The following is a 17,089-nucleotide window of genomic DNA, read 5'->3' as shown; positions in this document are numbered from 1 at the left end:
TATAGGCCATAGCGCATTTTCCTTTGGCGAGAAAGATGCCTACTATAGCAACTGACCACCTTTTTCAGAAATTGCACCTATCATGCGAATCCAAGTATTTTTAATGTTATTCTGAATTGGCTTTCCATATTTAGAAAATATTTTCAATTTAAGACTCTGCTTTACCAAATAAATTCCAATAACTTGCAAACACTTACTATTCACGGCATAACTTTGAGAAGAGGTTTCAGTCGTCAAAGATAATGTATTACGCACTAATTTAATGGACATGCCTTGAAATCATCCCACCATCAGTACTAACCAGACAGCTTTGCCTCCACAGAATAGTAGTTCAAGGTTTAAAATAAAAACGGCCTCTAATATGGAAGCCGCTGATCTCATTCATCTTTCAAGTTACTGCCTTGCTGGCTGCAACTTGAAATCTATTTTCGAAACCCATTGAGTACAAAATATCACTGCAAAAATAATGCAGAATCTAACGCATTATTTCTTTTTCTTTGCCTTAGGGTTTGGCAAATCAGTAATGCTGCCTTCGTAAATTTCCGCAGCCATACCGATTGATTCGTACAGAGTTGGGTGAGCATGGATAGTCAGTGCGATATCTTCTGCGTCACAGCCCATTTCAATAGCCAGACCGATTTCACCTAGCAGTTCACCGCCGTTAGTACCAACAATAGCACCACCGATAATACGGTTAGACTCTTTATCGAAAATCAGCTTGGTCATACCATCTGAACAGTCAGATGCAATTGCACGACCAGATGCTGCCCACGGGAAAGTTGCAGTTTCGTAGCTGATGCCTTTTTCTTTCGCTTCTTTCTCGGTCAGACCAACCCATGCCACTTCTGGTTCAGTGTAAGCAATGGATGGGATAACTTTTGGATCGAAGTAATGTTTCTTGCCAGAAATAACTTCAGCAGCAACGTGACCTTCGTGGACACCTTTGTGTGCCAGCATTGGCTGACCAACGATGTCACCGATAGCAAAGATGTGAGGTACGTTAGTACGCATTTGTTTATCCACATGGATAAAGCCACGCTCATCAACTTCTACACCGGCTTTACCTGCATCCAGCAGTTTTCCGTTTGGTACACGACCGATAGCAACCAGAACTGCGTCATAGCGCTGTGGTTCAGCAGGTGCTTTCTTGCCTTCCATTGTTACATAGATGCCATCTTCTTTAGCTTCTACCGCAGTCACTTTAGTTTCCAGCATCAGGTTGAATTTCTTGCTGACGCGCTTAGTGAACACTTTAACAATGTCTTTGTCCGCAGCAGGAATAACCTGATCGAACATTTCTACCACGTCAATCTGAGAACCCAGAGCGTGATAAACAGTACCCATTTCCAGACCGATAATACCACCGCCCATTACCAACAGGCGTCCCGGAACAGTTTTCAGTTCCAGTGCATCGGTAGAATCCCATACGCGAGGATCATCATGTGGAATGAATGGCAGCTGAATTGGGCGTGAACCCGCTGCGATAATGGCATTATCAAAATTAATCGTTGTTGCGCCGTTTTCGCCTTCAACTACCAGAGTGTTAGCACCCGTAAATTTACCAACACCGTTAACAACGTTAACTTTACGGCCTTTAGCCATGCCGCCCAGACCACCTGTCAGCTGGGAAATAACTTTTTCTTTCCACAGGCGGATCTTATCGATATCAGTTTGTGGCTCACCAAACACGATACCATGCTGTGCCAGTGCTTTTGCTTCTTCAATTACTTTTGCAACATGAAGCAGCGCCTTGGATGGGATACAACCAACATTAAGGCAAACACCCCCTAAAGTAGAGTAACGCTCAACCAGAACCGTATCCAAACCTAAGTCTGCACAACGGAAAGCAGCAGAATACCCTGCTGGGCCTGCTCCAAGCACCACTACCTGGGCTTTAATTTCAGTACTCATCATGACCTCTTAATTGTTTGTCCGGCGAGTCAGACGAAAATACCCTTCGTATTTCACTTGCCGCCTAGCTGCAACGCAAAATCCATTGGGTAAAAAACCATATTCCACCGGGACGTACACACCGCGAGCAGTTTACAGAATTGTAAATAACCTGAAAAGCGCGTTAACGTGACAGAAATCCCAACCTGCCAGATACAAGAAGAAAATATCTGTCACGATAGTAATCATTAGGCCGGTAAACATACCGGCCTTTGAATTACATCACCAAACGGCGGATATCGCTCATCAATTGATTAATATAAGTGATGAAGCGTGCACCATCTGCTCCATCGATCACACGGTGATCGAAAGACAGAGACATAGGCAGAATCAGACGCGGAACGAATTCCTTGCCATTCCAGACTGGTTTCATGGAAGAACGAGACAGCCCCATGATTGCCACTTCTGGCGCATTTACAATTGGTGCAAAACCGGTAGTACCGATACCACCCAGGCTGGAAATGGTGAAGCAACCGCCCTGCATGTCGGAAGCAGTCAATTTACCAGCACGAGCTTTCTTGGAAACTTCAGCCAGTTCTCTGGACAGTTCCATGATGCCTTTCTTGTTGACATCCTTGAACACAGGAACAACCAGACCATTAGGTGTATCAACCGCGATACCGATGTTGACATACTTTTTCAGGATAAGCTTCTGGCCATCTTCAGAAATGGAGCTGTTAAAGCGAGGCATTGCTTCCAGTGCTTTCGCTGCTGCTTTCATCACGAATACCAACGGAGTGATCTTCACGCCCAGCTGTTTCTTCTCAGCTTCTTTGTTCTGCTGTTTACGGAACTCTTCAACTTCAGTGATATCCGCTTCATCGAACAGGTTAACGTGAGGGATCATGACCCAGTTACGGCTCAGGTTAGCACCGGAGATTTTCTGGATGCGGCTCATTTCAACTTCTTCGATTTCACCGAACTTGCTGAAATCAACTTTCGGCCAAGGCAACATACCAGGCAAACCACCACCTGCAGCAGCAGGAGCTGCTTCTGCACGTTTGATGGCATCTTTCACGTAAGCCTGAACGTCTTCGCGCAGGATGCGGCCTTTACGGCCAGTACCTTTAACTTTAGCCAGATTTACGCCAAATTCACGTGCCAGACGACGGATCACTGGAGTTGCATGAACATAAGCGTCATTTTCTGCAAATTCGCTTTTGCCTTCTGCTGGCTTGCTTGCTGCTGGAGCCGCTGCTGCCTTCGCAGGTTCAGCCGCAGGAGCCGGAGCCGCTGCTGCCGCAGGTGCTGCACCCGCAACTTCGAATACCATGATCAAAGAGTCGGTTTTGACTTTATCACCAGCGGCAATTTTGATCTCTTTCACAGTACCCGCGAATGGTGCAGGAACTTCCATAGAAGCCTTGTCACCCTCAACAGTGATCAGTGACTGCTCTTCAATGATGATATCCCCCACTTTTACCATGATTTCAGTAACTTCAACTTCATCGCCACCGATATCTGGTACATTCACTTCTTTGCTTTCGACCGCTGCTGGTGCTGCCGCTGGCGCTGCTTGCTGTACAGGAGCAGCTTCTGCTGCGCCGTTTGCGGATTCAAAAATCATGATCAGTTTGCCAGTTTCAACTTTATCGCCAGCCGCAACTTTGATTTCTTTAACTACACCCGCCTGTGGCGATGGGACTTCCATAGAAGCTTTATCACCTTCAACAGTGATCAGTGACTGTTCTACTTCAACTGTGTCACCTACTTTCACCAGAATCTCGGTAACTTCAACTTCATCCGCACCAATATCAGGTACGTTAATTTCGATAGACATTAATCTTTACCTCTTATGCCAGACGTGGGTTAGCTTTTTCTGGGTTGATGTTGTATTTCTTAATAGCTTCTTCAACGACTTTTACATCAACTTCGCCACGTTTAGCCAATTCACCCAGAGCCGCCACAACCACATAAGAAGCATCAACTTCAAAGTGGTGACGCAGGTTTTCACGGCTGTCAGAACGACCGAAACCGTCAGTACCCAGTACACGATAATCGCTTGCAGGAATGAAGTTACGTACTTGTTCTGCAAACAGTTTCATGTAGTCGGTAGAAGCAACCGCTGGTGCTTCGCTCATGATCTGAGCAATATAAGGAACACGAGGTTCTTCTAATGGATGCAGCATGTTCCAACGTTCACAATCCTGACCATCACGAGCAAGTTCAGTGAAGGAAGTTACGCTGTATACATCGGAACCGATGCCGTATTCAGCAGACAAGATCTTCGCTGCTTCACGAACATGACGCAGGATAGAGCCTGAACCCAGTAACTGAACTTTACCTTTCTCTCCTTCCAAGGCTTCCAGCTTGTAGATACCTTTACGGATGCCTTCTTCAGCACCTTCAGGCATTGCTGGCATGTGGTAGTTTTCGTTCAGTGTGGTGATGTAATAGTAGATGTTTTCTTGTTTCTCACCATACATACGCTCCAAACCATCATGCATGATAACAGCAACTTCATAAGCGAATGCTGGATCATAAGAGATACAGTTAGGAATAGTCAGAGACTGAATATGGCTGTGGCCATCTTCGTGCTGCAAGCCTTCACCGTTCAGAGTTGTACGACCAGAAGTACCACCAACTAGGAAGCCGCGAGCTTGCTGGTCACCTGCTGCCCAGCACAGATCACCAATACGTTGGAATCCGAACATGGAGTAGTAGATGTAGAATGGGATCATTGGCAGGTTGTTGGTGCTGTAAGACGTTGCAGCAGCCAGCCAAGATGAAGCAGCACCCAGTTCGTTGATACCTTCTTGCAGGATCTGGCCTTTAGAATCTTCTTTATAGTATGCAACCTGCTCACGGTCTTGCGGAGTATACTGCTGACCATTCGGGCTGTAGATACCGATTTGACGGAACAGACCTTCCATACCGAAAGTACGTGCTTCGTCAGCAATGATTGGAACCAGACGATCTTTGATCGACTTGTTCTTCAGCATGATATTCAGTGCACGAACAAAAGCGATAGTAGTAGAAATTTCTTTGGATTGTTCTTCAAGCAGAGAACTGAAGTCTTCCAGAGCTGGGATTTCCAGTTTGTCGTCGAAGTTAACGCGACGGCTTGGCAGGTAACCACCCAGTGCATTACGACGCTCATGCAGGTATTTGGATTCTTCAGAGTCTTTATCGAAAGTCACGTATGGCAGGCTTTCGATCTGCTCATCAGATACAGGTACATTGAAACGATCACGGAATTGACGAACGCCTTCCATGTTCATTTTCTTGACCTGGTGAGCAATGTTTTTACCTTCAGCGGTATCACCCATACCGTAACCTTTGATGGTCTGAGCCAAGATTACAGTTGGTTTACCCGTAGTTTCCTGCGCTTTTTTCAGTGCAGCGTAAACTTTCTTCGGATCATGACCACCACGGTTCAGAGCCCAAATTTCGTCATCAGTCATGTCTTTGACCAATGCCGCAGTTTCTGGGTAACGACCGAAGAAGTGTTCACGAACATAAGCGCCATCTTTGGACTTAAATGTCTGATAGTCACCGTCCAGCGTTTCGTTCATCAGATGAACCAGTTTACCGCTGGTGTCTTTACGCAACAGTTCATCCCAACGCTCACCCCACAGGACTTTCAGTACCTGCCAGCCAGCGCCGTCGAAGATACCTTCCAGTTCGTTAACGATTTTGCCGTTACCGATTACTGGGCCGTCCAGACGCTGCAAGTTACAGTTTATGATGAATACCAAGTTATCCAGTTTTTCACGGGTTGCGATAGTGATCGCACCTTTAGATTCTGGTTCATCCATTTCACCGTCGCCCAAGAAAGCGTAAACAGTTTGTTTAGAGGTATCTTTCAGACCACGATTTTCCAGATATTTTAGGAACTTCGCCTGATAAATAGCGGAGATTGGTCCCAGTCCCATTGAAACAGTTGGGAACTGCCAGAAATCAGGCATCAGTTTTGGATGCGGGTAAGAAGACAAACCGTTACCACCGATTTCCTGACGGAAATTATTCATCTGTTCTTCAGTCAGACGACCTTCAAGGAATGCACGTGCATAAACGCCCGGAGAAATGTGGCCCTGGAAGTATACCAAGTCACCGCCATCATTCTCGCTGCGAGCACGGAAGAAGTGGTTAAAACAAACGTCATAAACAGTAGCGGAAGACTGGAATGAAGCCATATGACCACCCAGTTCCAGATCTTTTTTGGATGCACGCAGAACGGTCATCACTGCATTCCAGCGAATAGCAGAGCGGATACGGCGCTCCAAATTCAGGTTGCCGGGGTAAGCAGGCTCATCCTCAACAGGAATAGTGTTGATGTAATCACGGCTTGCAATACCTGCAGCAACGTTAACGCCACCTTTACGAGCTTCACTCAAAACCTGATCAATCAGGAACTGAGCACGCTCAACACCTTCTTCACGGATGACCGATTCGATCGCCTGTAACCAATCGCGAGTTTCGATCGGATCCACGTCATTTTTCAAAATATCTGACATGGTGTATTCCTTATCTGTTATCTATTTCTAATGATTGTTGGAGCCTATCTTCTGGTCATACCCTTTGACTAAACTGCCTGTTATGACCGGAAGATAGGCCCTGCTATATGTTGCCGCTAAAACTCTTGGATAAAGAGTTGAGGAACTGTACAAACGCAGCAGTCAGGATCTGTACAGCCAAGTTTAGAACCCACCCCATTTGGGAATTTGATTTGTCTATAACGCGCCCCAAAGGACAGGCTCTTATTCCTGATGTTGCTGGAGCCGCCTCAATGAACGCTCACGACGAGTATATTCACGAGTCAGATCCAATAAAACTTCTTCAATAAAGGCCAAATGGCGATGGGAAGCCTCTCGGGCTTTTTCCGGTTCCCTCGCCATAATAGAGCGAAAAATCTCAGCTCTATGGTCACTAACAGCTGCCAACATTTCTTTACGGGTATAGATGACTTCAAAATTGCGCCTGATATTTTGTTCTAACATAGGGATCATACAGCGCAACAAATGTAGCAATACCACATTATGGGCAGCTTCCGTGACAACAAGCTGATATTGCAGGACAGCATCAGATTCCGCATTCACATCGCCACTTTGTTGTGCTTCTTGAATAGCAAGATGACTTTGCTCAATGCGTTTGAAATCCTCATCAGTTCCCCTCAGGGCTGCATAATAAGCAGCAATTCCCTCTAAAGCATGGCGTGCTTCAAGGAGATCGAACTGGGATTCTTGATTCTCTGCAATAAGTTGGGCAAGCGGGTCGCTGAAACTTTGCCACAGATTGTTCTGCACGAAAGTTCCTCCCCCTTGACGACGGAAAAGAAAGCCTTTGGCTTCCAGTTTTTGAATGGCTTCACGCAATGAAGGACGTGATACTTCAAACTGCTTTGCCAGCTCACGTTCAGGTAGCAGCTTTTCTCCCGGACGTAGCGAGCCTTCGAGAATCAGCTGTTCAAGACGCTGCTCAATCACATCCGATAACTTTGGTTGGCGAATTTTGCTATAGGCCATATCTGCTGTAAGCCATTCAATAAGTAAATGTTGCTTCGGGCTATGCCCAACTCAACTAAGCCTTAGTGACTAAACATTAGTAACTAAACCCTAGCTAACGGGGCAAAGTAAATTGGTAATACCAATTTAGAATACAGGGTCTTAAAGTAACAAAGTATTCACTAGCTGTCTATAAAGACCTTGAGCTAAATCATAAAAAGCTGCAAATTTTAACAAATTATTTTAAATTTTATTAGAAAATTATAACTAAAAGGGATTTTAAGAAGGGAAAAATTGATTGAACTTAACATTTATGAAATGCATAAATAGGCAAAATTTATCGCAATACCCCAGAAATATGAATAAACAATCAATTAAATAGAATTTAAATTAAAAAAAGCAAGCAAAACTTCCCGAATGAAGTCTATAAATCATCCAACCTCATCCTTGTCGTTATGGCAGGTATCTTTCGTCAAATTGGCCTATAATCCGGTAGATCATGATGATAAGGCAACGCATCCCTAATTTAAAAGGTAGGAGACAGGTGATTGCTAACACCAGTCCCCCTCCTCTTCTATTGTTAAACCAGTGCTCCGTAGATCGTTAACAATGCAACAATAATCACAATAGTAAAAGTCGCCTTTTTTGCCAACGTTACAGCAGCAACAGGCGTTTCTACAGGATTAAGGTGAGGCTCTTTACTTAATGCAAATTGCGCCAATTGACTGATCACTTTGTATTGCGATGACCGAAAATCAGTAAGTGACGCAATCCAGGCTGGTAAAGCTTTCTCTCCATGTCCCAGCAAAGCATAGGCAACACCAGCCAAACGTGTAGGGAGCCAATCCAACCAATGCAATATGCCATCAACTCCCGATTGTGCTCTCTGTACTGTCGTTACATGTTGTGCCAACCAGCTTTGGTAAGCTCTGAGGCAACCATATCCCATCAAAATGGCAGGCCCAAATTTACCCAATACAGCCAACCAAAAAATAGGAGCGAGATAATAACGGAAATTTATCCAAATCAATGAATTCTGTATCTCACGCAACCGTTCTTCTTTTGTGGTATCAGGCAATGCTCCCTGAATCATCGTCAAGCGAGCAAGATATTTATTCTGTTGCTCAGGATCATCTTGGCGCACAGCCTGAAGATAGCCACGGTAGTCATGACGTAACCCACCTGCACCAATACATAGCAGACTGATTATGATACCCAATACAATCGCAGGAATACCAAAAGCCACAGAGCTGGAAATAGCAATAAACATCCAAGTTAATAGGGCAACCAGAAAGGTCATCCCCAAACTACTCCACAGTGAATGTGATCTTAGCCTGGCAAAAAATGGAGCTAAATAACTTTCCAGCTGCCAACGATCTCCCATCTTAAAAACACGTTCCCATGCCAGTATTAACAATAGAATAAAGAGAGTCATTTAACTCACTCCTTCAATAATTGACGATAGTGTTCCCAATAAAAATAAGGCCCGGGATCGGTTTTCCTACCCGGAGCAATATCGCTGTGTCCTGTAATTTTGTCATGAATATCAGGATATTGCACAATTTCTCCATCACGCCGGATTAAGCAATGAGCAGAAACACGCAAGTGATTGATCTCACCAAAAAAAAGATCGTCTTTCGGGTTCAGTGTTCCCATAAATAATTGATCAATATAGGAACCTCCAAACTTGCCGGGAGGTAAACTGATGTTATGAATGATCAGTAATGATGGTGTCTCTCCCTCTGGGCGCAAATCACAATGTGGTGAAATAACCTTTCGCACTCCATCAATCCACCCTTCATACAGTTTCATTCTTTTACTTCCTGCCGTTTAAAGTGTAATAGGTGAGCATGTTAGCACCTTCTATCCGCTAATAATCCTGGCGTTTTTTTATTTACGAGCAGACTCGAAAAATTTTTGCGGAAAAATGTAATATGAAATTATTTTTCCGAGCCAACTTCATAAATTTTACTAACGATATTTTATTTTTCTTCTTTTTCTTCATGCTTATTGGCACCGACATCTATCTGCTATTGAACATGACAAGCGGCCCAAATATGCACAAAGGAAGAAAAATGAAACAACAAGGATTTACATTAATTGAAGTGATGGTTGTTATGGCTATTGTGTCTATTCTTGGCGCAATTGCGATTCCCAGTTATCAGGGATATATCCAAAAAGCAGCGTTAACCGATATGCTACAAGCTATTGTACCCTATAAATCCGGTGTAGAACTTTGTCGTTTTGAATCTGAGAATTACAAAGATTGCCACTCTGGTCATCCTTCCATTCCATCAGGCCACAATAGCCGTTATATCAGCACTCTCTCAATAAAAGAGGGGGAAATAAGCATATTGGGCCAACAAAATCTTAGTGGACTTCATGCCACTTTAAAACCTATTCGAGATACTAAGAGTGGCCTTACTCAGTGGGAAACGATTTGTGAATCTAAAGATGAATCGTTAAAACTAAAATGTCAGGAAACCTTAAAATTTTAAACATCTCCCTTCATTCCTGACAGACTTTAAATACAAGATAAAAGAAGAAAATCAATCAAAAAATGCAGCTAGAAAAGTATCAAAAAACAATTAGAAAGAGAAAATGTATTATCTTTCAAAAAAGAAAATAATCAAATCAACGCAATATTAAAGGAATAGAGATAATGATAAGTAAGGAGTATCTTTTAATGGAAAAAGAAATAAAGGAACTGTGTCAACGACATCATGCGATTATTATAAAAAAAGATTCCCATACGATCACAATCGCCTGTAGTCAATCACCTAATGAGGATTTCATAGCTGCACTGAGATTTATTTCAGGTTTAATCGTTAATATAGATATTTGGCCTCAAGCAAAAATAGAATCCATGCTGACACAAGAAAGCTCATTAATATCTGTAGAAAATTACTGTTCAGAAAATAATGAAGAGGAACCGTACCGTATAGATCGTCTTGATAACAGCTATACGCGTCATCATGATGCAATAAAAGCAACCGATCTCCATGATGAAGAAATAGATACACCTGTTATTCAACTAATTAATCAGACAATATTAACTTCAATACAAAAAAGAGCTTCAGATATTCATTTTGAACCTTCTCAGCGTGGCTATCAAATACGTATTAGAGTTGATGGTGCATTGCATACCATGCAAACACCACCTCCTCAAATGAATACAGGTATTCCTGCCCGCTTAAAGATCATGGCAAAGCTCAACATCGCTGAAAAACGTCAGCCGCAAGATGGGCAATTTGATTGGAGTGACAACAAAAACAGTTATGCGATACGTATATCAACACTACCTACTCTGCATGGAGAAAAAATCGTCCTGCGTATTTTAAACACCATACACCAATTATCGTTGGAACAATTGGGCCTGCCTGAATCACAATTCCAACTTTTAAAACAGAAGCTTCATTTGCCACAAGGAATGATTTTAGTAACAGGCCCAACTGGCAGCGGAAAAACCGTCACACTGTACAGCTGCCTGCAATATTTAAATCAGGCTAAAAAGAATATCTGTAGTGTCGAGGATCCTGTTGAAATCCCTTTAAATGGCATTAATCAAACGCCTGTTAATAACAAGATAGGTCTCGATTTCGCCAAAGTCCTCAGGGCGTTACTACGGCAAGATCCCGATATCATTATGGTTGGCGAGATCCGTGACAATGAAACTGCCGAAATATCAATTAAAGCAGCGCAAACTGGTCACTTGGTTTTATCAACACTGCATACCAATTCAACTATTGATACGTTATCTCGCCTGCAAAATCTGGGAATTTCTGGCTATACCACAGCTTCATGTGTGAAATTGATTATTGCACAGCGATTGGTTCGTAAACTCTGTCCCCATTGCCGACAACAAGACAGCATTCCCACAGCGCTACCTAATTTTACTACTAAAAAATGGAACGCAGTTGGTTGTGATCACTGCTTTTCTGGTTATTATGGCAGAACTGCTATCTATGAATTTCTCGAAATAAAGCCCGAACTCCAGCAAGCCTTGTCAGAGCGTTCCAACGCCAATTTCTCACATTTACTTGCCTCACAGCAAGATTCAACTCTTTTTTTAGCAGGGCTTGCATTGGTGGAAAAAGGAATAACCACCCTTGAAGAGATTTATCAGATTACAGGCCATGAAACAGTATGAAAATAGAATATATTTATCAATGGCAAGCCATTAATAAGAAAGGAAATGCTATAAAAGGGGAGAGCATTGGTCGCAGCAAAAAGAGTATATTCCAATATCTCAGCCGTCTCGATCTTCAACCCTATGCCATTAAATGCAAAAAAATTATTTATTACAGCGAAAAGGAAATTGCATATCGTCTGCACTTTATTCATCAGTTAAGCACATTACTGACATCAGGTATTCCTCTTCTCAGGGGGTTGACCATCCTATTGCAAGAGTGTAAACATGCTCTCTGGCGATGTGTACTAACAGATATGATTCAGAAAATTCGTCAAGGGGAATCATTCTCAACAACACTTAAGCATTATCCGAAACTATTTCCCCCCCTATTCTGTCAAATGATAGCAGTAGGAGAGCAAACTGGTCAGCTTGAAAACTGCTGCCAATTAATCATTAATCGGTTGGAGCAGCAGAATAAGTTGAAGAAGAAAGTTCAAAAAGCTTATCACTATCCCTTAATTGTCGCTTTTGTAAGCTTTTTAGTTATTACTCTAATGTTGATTTTTGTTCTACCAGAATTTCGGCAGGTTTATTCTTCGTTAAACGCCAGTTTACCTTTGTTAACACAATGGGTTCTATCAGGCTCTGATTTATTGATCCATCATGGTGTATTGTTAATGATAATAATATTTACATTGTTAATTGGTTACCTATGGTTACGACATCGCTTTCCAATTTTTAAAGCAAAAGAAAAGATGTTTTTTATGAGGCTCCCTATTTTTAGGCAGCTCACCATTTACCAACAGACTAATCAAATATTTCATATCCTGTTCATGACACAAAAAGCCGGATTGACACTAATGACAGGGCTTGAATGTGCGCTAAGTGCAACCCAACACCCTATTTTTATCGCCGGAGTAAAAAGCCTGTACAGGCAAATTCAACAAGGTATTCCAATGAGTGATGCATTAAAACAAACGCCACATTTCCCTTCTCTATGTCAACAATTTGTCACAATAGGTGAAGAATCAGGAGAGTTAGAATTATTTTTATTCAATCTTGCAGAATGGTATCAAGAAAAATCAATCAATCTTGCTGATAGTTTGGTTCAATTATTGGAGCCTTTATTGATGCTGATAATGGCATTGATCGTCGGTTTATTATTGCTGGCTATGTATTTACCTATTTTTCAATTAGGTACAATATTAACGTAACAACATAATTAACGTAATAATATACTTACATATTTCGTTACCTTTTCTCAAGGCCGCAATATCAGGAATTGTATGTGTTTGTTGATGGCTCATCAACTCCCCTTGAGTTACAATTTAATTATGCTATCAGATATATTTAAAGGGATAGAATGACTTATATTGTTGCGCTTACAGGTGGAATTGGTAGCGGTAAAACGACTATCTCTAATGTGTTTTCATCCCTTGGTGTCCCGATTATTGATGCAGATATTATCGCCAGAGAAGTGGTCGCTCCTTGCACTACCGCATTACAAGTAATCACAGAGCATTTTGGGGCTGACATATTATTGCCCGATGGCAGCCTTAACCGCGCAATGCTGCGCCAAAAAATTTTTGCTGCCCCGGAAGAGAAAAAGTGGCTAAATGCACTTTTGCATCCACTAATCCAAGTAGAAACACAGCGGCAATTAAACCAAGTAACGACTCCCTATGCCATTTGGGTAGTTCCTCTGCTAATTGAAAATAATTTAATGCATTTGGCAGATCGTATTTTAGTTGTTGATATCCCAGCTGAAATACAAATTAACCGAACCATGGCTCGTGATAGAGTGAGCCGTGAGCAAGTAGAAAATATTCTGGCTGCACAAGCCAGCCGTCAGGGCAGACTGGAAAAGGCAGATGATGTCATTGTTAACCACAACAGCGAACAGGATATTACCTCTCGTGTGGTCGAATTACATCAACAGTATTTAAAACACGCAGAATCAGTCAGACAGGAAAACCATAATGAGTGACGCAACCTCTACTATTATTTTTGAACATCCACTCAATGAAAAAATGCGTTCATGGTTGAGGATTGAGTCTTCACTGCAACAGTTGGAAAAACAACGTCATCTGGATTCTCAAGCGAGTAGCCTCTCGTTTTTCCGTACAATTGCCGAATTAATTGAGATTCTAGAACGCGGTGAAGTCCGTTCTGAACTATTGAAAGAGCTAGATCGCCAGCAAGCAAAATTAAAACAATGGCTCGGAGCTCCGAATGCCGACACAGCTATGATCCATAGTTTGTCAGAGCAACTTAAAGAACGCAGTATTGCCTTAAACCAAGCTCCTCGGCTTAGCCAACATATTAAAGAAGATCGTATTATCAGCATGGTACGTCAACGGCTCAATATCCCCGGAGGGTGTTGTAGCTTCGACTTGCCAACATTGCATCTATGGCTGCATTTACCACAATCTGTCAGAGATGAATCCGTAAAAATCTGGCTAGATAGCCTTCGGCCATTACAACAAGCCTTGGAAAGCATTCTGGGTCTTATACGCCACTCTGCCATTTTCACTCCTAAAGCCAGCCATAATGGGTTTTATCAAGGGAACGCAGATGAAGCCGATTTGCTGAGATTAAAATTGGATGTTATGCCAAATTCATTGGTTTACCCACAAGTCTCCGGCTACAAGACGCGCTTCGCTATCCGTTTCTTACCCATGGATAATGAGCATGGTGTTATACCTACTCATTTGTCATTTGAATTGGCCTGCTGCTAACATGTGTCCAATAAATTTCAAATTGCAGCATGCCAGTAAGGGAATGAACCCTTAACAGTATGGCGAATTCTGTATTTGAATACGTCACTGGTTCAGTGAGCTCAGCCAACAAAGCGCGGCGTGAAAAATGGAGGGGATGGCCTTCAAATTAAGCAGGAGAAAGTAATATGTCTGAAATATTAACTGTCGAATGTCCAACGTGTGGCGACACAGTAATATGGGGAGAAATTAGCCCTTATCGCCCATTTTGCAGTAAACGTTGCCAATTAATCGATTTGGGTGAATGGGCCAGCGAGGACAAAAGGATACCAAGTCAAAACGACAGTTCAGAAAATGATAACTGGAGCGAAGAGCCTGAGCAGTACAAGTAACATCATGAATATCACATAACGTATGTCATAGCGGCGCCTATTTTATTCAGCGCCGCTGTCTATTTAACGAGTTAATTGAAAATCAACAAATGCCAAGAAGCACTCAAATAAGCATGTTCTCAAAATAGCTATCTTAAAATGTCCTGATTTATTAAAAACTCTTTAATGAGAGCTGTTTTTGGTTAGAAAACTCACAATGCTGCGATTGGCTGGAGGAAATTCATCAGCAATCAATTCTGATTGTAAAACCCAACGGGAAGGTTGCCCTTCTTTACCAAATGGCTCATCTTTCCATTCATCAACCAAAAAAAAGTCAAGGGTAATACTTCTGTCAGGAAAATCATATGTGATGGTATCGATTGATTCACAGTGAGTTACCGTGATCCCAACTTCTTCCTTTAATTCTCTAATCAATGCTTGTTCAGATGTTTCTCCCTGCTCAAGTTTTCCTCCAGGGAACTCCCAAAAGCCACCCATATGCGAATCAGCACTACGCTGAGTGATAAAAATTTCATCATTGCTATTTTTAATGATGCCTGCTGCAATATGCAGATATTTTTTTTCCATAATCATTTTCTTGCTGTTTATTATTAAACCTATGTGACTATCTCTTGCAGACTATATTTAAGTTAGTTTAAATCGCAAACTTGTATTTCATTCAAAGTGTAATCGTTTTTACCGCTTTTTATTACCAATTACCCCTCTATATTAAAAACATATCATGTAAAAACAGGCTGCAAACAGTGTAAGAAATTAACCTATAAATAGATTGAAACAACTATTTTAAAGATTAAGGAAACACGATTTATGCAAAATGATGTTCAATCATTGATCGAAGCAAGGCAAATTGCCTATCAATTTTCTGGTGAAGCAACGCCCCTGTTTTCTGGTATTGATATGTTTTTGAATGCAGAACAACATGCGTTAGTTGGACGCAATGGTATTGGTAAATCTTGGCTGGCATCAATATTGGCACAACAGGTTCTCCCCACAGAAGGCAGTGTAAAGCATTTTTGTGATGTGGGTTATTTATCACAAGATTTAACATATTTTGCCGGTAGCGCTGCGGATATGTTGGGGATGACCAGAATCATGGAGGCCAATGAACGTGTTCTGGCAGGGAGCGGTGACGAAACAGATTTTGATGTTATGGAAGGTAACTGGGATTGGCAATTTCAGGCTGAATCTCTGCTTGCGGAAGGTGAACTCAATCCAAACATATTAAATCAGCCTTTTGATTCCCTCAGTGGTGGTGAGCAAACACGAATCAGGCTATTAACACTAAAACGGCAAGGTGCTGGTTTTATGATTCTGGATGAGCCAAGTAACCACCTTGATCGGCAAGGTCGCCTTTGGCTGGCTCGATGGCTGAGTACTTTCAGCGGTGGTATTTTGCTGGTAACCCATGATACCCAACTTTTACAATATGTATCGATTATTTATGAAATTGGTGGATTGGGATTATCTCGTAGTATTGATGGATGGGAAACTTGGCTGGAAAGTAAGGAACAATTAAGGCTCGGTATTCAACGCGAAGTGGATCAGACTCAAAAAAATCTGAAACAAGTTTTGCTTGATAAGCAAAAAGACCGTGAAAAAACCAGTAAAAGGCAAAGTCAAGGTAAGCAAAAACGAGAAAATACCAATCAAGCCAAAATCCTCCTTGATCGTCAACTTGGACGCTCAGAAGCCACGCTGTCACGGCAAGCAATACAACACAGAGAACGAATTCAAAGGAGTTCATCACTCGCTACAGATGCCAGAGAGAAACTGGAAATTATCGATCCATTATCAATTTTAGTTGCAACCCCACAAACGGCTACTGCTCCCCTACTTCACTTACAAGATGTCATCTTACCTTTTGGTTCAGATTCCCCAATCAGCTTGACTCTCAATAATAGTGATCGTCTCGCTATCATCGGTAAAAATGGCAGTGGAAAATCCACCTTACTAAAAGTAATGACGGGTTATTTCACGCCCAAGCAAGGTACTTGCCATATAACACCTTCACATCGCCTGATGGATCAACATTTTGCTTTCCTTGATAAAAACCAATCTGCACTGCATAACTTTCAATTGCAATCACCAGGCTGGACTGAAGATCGTTATCGTACTCGATTGGCACAGTTGCGTATTCGAGGCGATGAAGCCTTAAAGCCTATCGGCTATCTGAGTGGAGGAGAACAACTGAAGGTCGCCTTGGCTTGCCTGTTTTGTGGGCCATATGCGCCTGCCCTACTGTTATTGGATGAACCAGACAATCATCTGGATATTGAGTCATGTGAACTGCTTCAAAAAGCACTCCATGATTATACGGGTGCTATGGTGTTAATTTCCCACGACGATCAATTTATCAAAAATGTAGGCAATATGCAGGAATTAGTATTGAATAGCAGAGAATTGCCATAATCTAAGCCTTTATATGACAAAAACCTCAGATCTATTCCTTAAGCA

The 17,089-nt window shown here is 42.2% G+C and carries 15 protein-coding genes; 7 read left to right on the top strand and 8 right to left on the bottom strand.

Annotation, left to right across the window (positions count from 1 at the left end):
- Positions 1 to 42: 42 nt before the first annotated feature.
- The 7 genes from BM135_RS09795 to BM135_RS09765 all read right to left on the bottom strand — a co-directional run bounded on the left by BM135_RS09795 (position 43) and on the right by BM135_RS09765 (position 9,206).
- Positions 43 to 270, bottom strand: a complete 228-nt coding sequence (locus BM135_RS09795) for a hypothetical protein (protein ID WP_092519565.1) — start codon at positions 268 to 270, stop codon at positions 43 to 45.
- Positions 271 to 483: 213 nt separating this feature from the next.
- Complete coding sequence (gene lpdA / locus BM135_RS09790; protein WP_092519564.1) at positions 484 to 1,911, bottom strand: dihydrolipoyl dehydrogenase; 1,428 nt, start codon at positions 1,909 to 1,911, stop codon at positions 484 to 486.
- A gap of 256 nt (positions 1,912 to 2,167) precedes the next feature.
- Positions 2,168 to 3,730, bottom strand: a complete 1,563-nt coding sequence (aceF, locus tag BM135_RS09785) for a pyruvate dehydrogenase complex dihydrolipoyllysine-residue acetyltransferase (protein WP_092519563.1) — start codon at positions 3,728 to 3,730, stop codon at positions 2,168 to 2,170.
- Between the two features lie 13 nt (positions 3,731 to 3,743).
- Complete coding sequence (gene aceE / locus BM135_RS09780; RefSeq protein WP_092519562.1) at positions 3,744 to 6,407, bottom strand: pyruvate dehydrogenase (acetyl-transferring), homodimeric type; 2,664 nt, start codon at positions 6,405 to 6,407, stop codon at positions 3,744 to 3,746.
- Between the two features lie 243 nt (positions 6,408 to 6,650).
- The gene (gene pdhR, locus BM135_RS09775) at positions 6,651 to 7,415 is read right to left on the bottom strand and encodes a pyruvate dehydrogenase complex transcriptional repressor PdhR (RefSeq protein WP_092519561.1); all 765 of its coding nucleotides are present in this window, start codon (positions 7,413 to 7,415) and stop codon (positions 6,651 to 6,653) included.
- Between the two features lie 559 nt (positions 7,416 to 7,974).
- On the bottom strand, positions 7,975 to 8,829 hold the full coding sequence (gene ampE / locus BM135_RS09770; protein ID WP_092519560.1) for a beta-lactamase regulator AmpE: 855 nt from the start codon (positions 8,827 to 8,829) through the stop codon (positions 7,975 to 7,977).
- Positions 8,830 to 8,834: 5 nt separating this feature from the next.
- Complete coding sequence (locus BM135_RS09765; protein ID WP_092519559.1) at positions 8,835 to 9,206, bottom strand: peptidoglycan recognition protein family protein; 372 nt, start codon at positions 9,204 to 9,206, stop codon at positions 8,835 to 8,837.
- Between the two features lie 122 nt (positions 9,207 to 9,328).
- Here BM135_RS09765 and ppdD point away from each other — a divergent pair, with 122 nt between their 5' ends.
- From ppdD to yacG, 6 genes are all read left to right on the top strand, one after another.
- Positions 9,329 to 9,892 carry a prepilin peptidase-dependent pilin gene (gene ppdD / locus BM135_RS09760; protein ID WP_281244127.1) on the top strand — a complete coding sequence of 188 codons (564 nt, stop codon included), beginning with the start codon at positions 9,329 to 9,331 and terminating at the stop codon, positions 9,890 to 9,892.
- 164 nt (positions 9,893 to 10,056) lie between these two features.
- Complete coding sequence (gene gspE, locus BM135_RS09755) at positions 10,057 to 11,544, top strand: type II secretion system protein GspE (protein ID WP_092519558.1); 1,488 nt, start codon at positions 10,057 to 10,059, stop codon at positions 11,542 to 11,544.
- Entirely contained in the window at positions 11,541 to 12,740 is a 1,200-nt protein-coding gene (hofC, locus tag BM135_RS09750; protein WP_092519557.1) for a protein transport protein HofC, read from the top strand. The genes gspE and hofC overlap by 4 nt, the downstream gene beginning before the upstream one ends.
- Positions 12,741 to 12,889: 149 nt before the next feature.
- Positions 12,890 to 13,513, top strand: a complete 624-nt coding sequence (coaE, locus tag BM135_RS09745; RefSeq protein WP_092519556.1) for a dephospho-CoA kinase — start codon at positions 12,890 to 12,892, stop codon at positions 13,511 to 13,513.
- Positions 13,506 to 14,264, top strand: a complete 759-nt coding sequence (zapD, locus tag BM135_RS09740; protein WP_092519555.1) for a cell division protein ZapD — start codon at positions 13,506 to 13,508, stop codon at positions 14,262 to 14,264. The genes coaE and zapD overlap by 8 nt, the downstream gene beginning before the upstream one ends.
- A 167-nt stretch (positions 14,265 to 14,431) precedes the next feature.
- Positions 14,432 to 14,635, top strand: coding sequence for a DNA gyrase inhibitor YacG (gene yacG, locus BM135_RS09735; protein WP_092519554.1), 204 nt, complete (start codon positions 14,432 to 14,434; stop codon positions 14,633 to 14,635).
- A gap of 162 nt (positions 14,636 to 14,797) precedes the next feature.
- Here the strand turns inward: yacG and mutT are convergent, their stop codons facing one another.
- The gene (gene mutT, locus BM135_RS09730; protein WP_092519553.1) at positions 14,798 to 15,202 is read right to left on the bottom strand and encodes an 8-oxo-dGTP diphosphatase MutT; all 405 of its coding nucleotides are present in this window, start codon (positions 15,200 to 15,202) and stop codon (positions 14,798 to 14,800) included.
- Positions 15,203 to 15,442: 240 nt separating this feature from the next.
- On the opposite strand from mutT, the gene BM135_RS09725 reads away from it, so the two are divergent.
- Positions 15,443 to 17,044, top strand: a complete 1,602-nt coding sequence (locus BM135_RS09725) for an ATP-binding cassette domain-containing protein (RefSeq protein WP_092519552.1) — start codon at positions 15,443 to 15,445, stop codon at positions 17,042 to 17,044.
- The last annotated feature ends 45 nt before the right edge of the window (positions 17,045 to 17,089 follow it).

The organism is Xenorhabdus japonica (assembly GCF_900115195.1).
Classification (GTDB): Bacteria; Pseudomonadota; Gammaproteobacteria; order Enterobacterales; family Enterobacteriaceae; genus Xenorhabdus; species Xenorhabdus japonica.
Note: the sequence above shows the minus strand (reverse complement) of the source record. Positions and strands in the feature narration are given on the sequence as shown.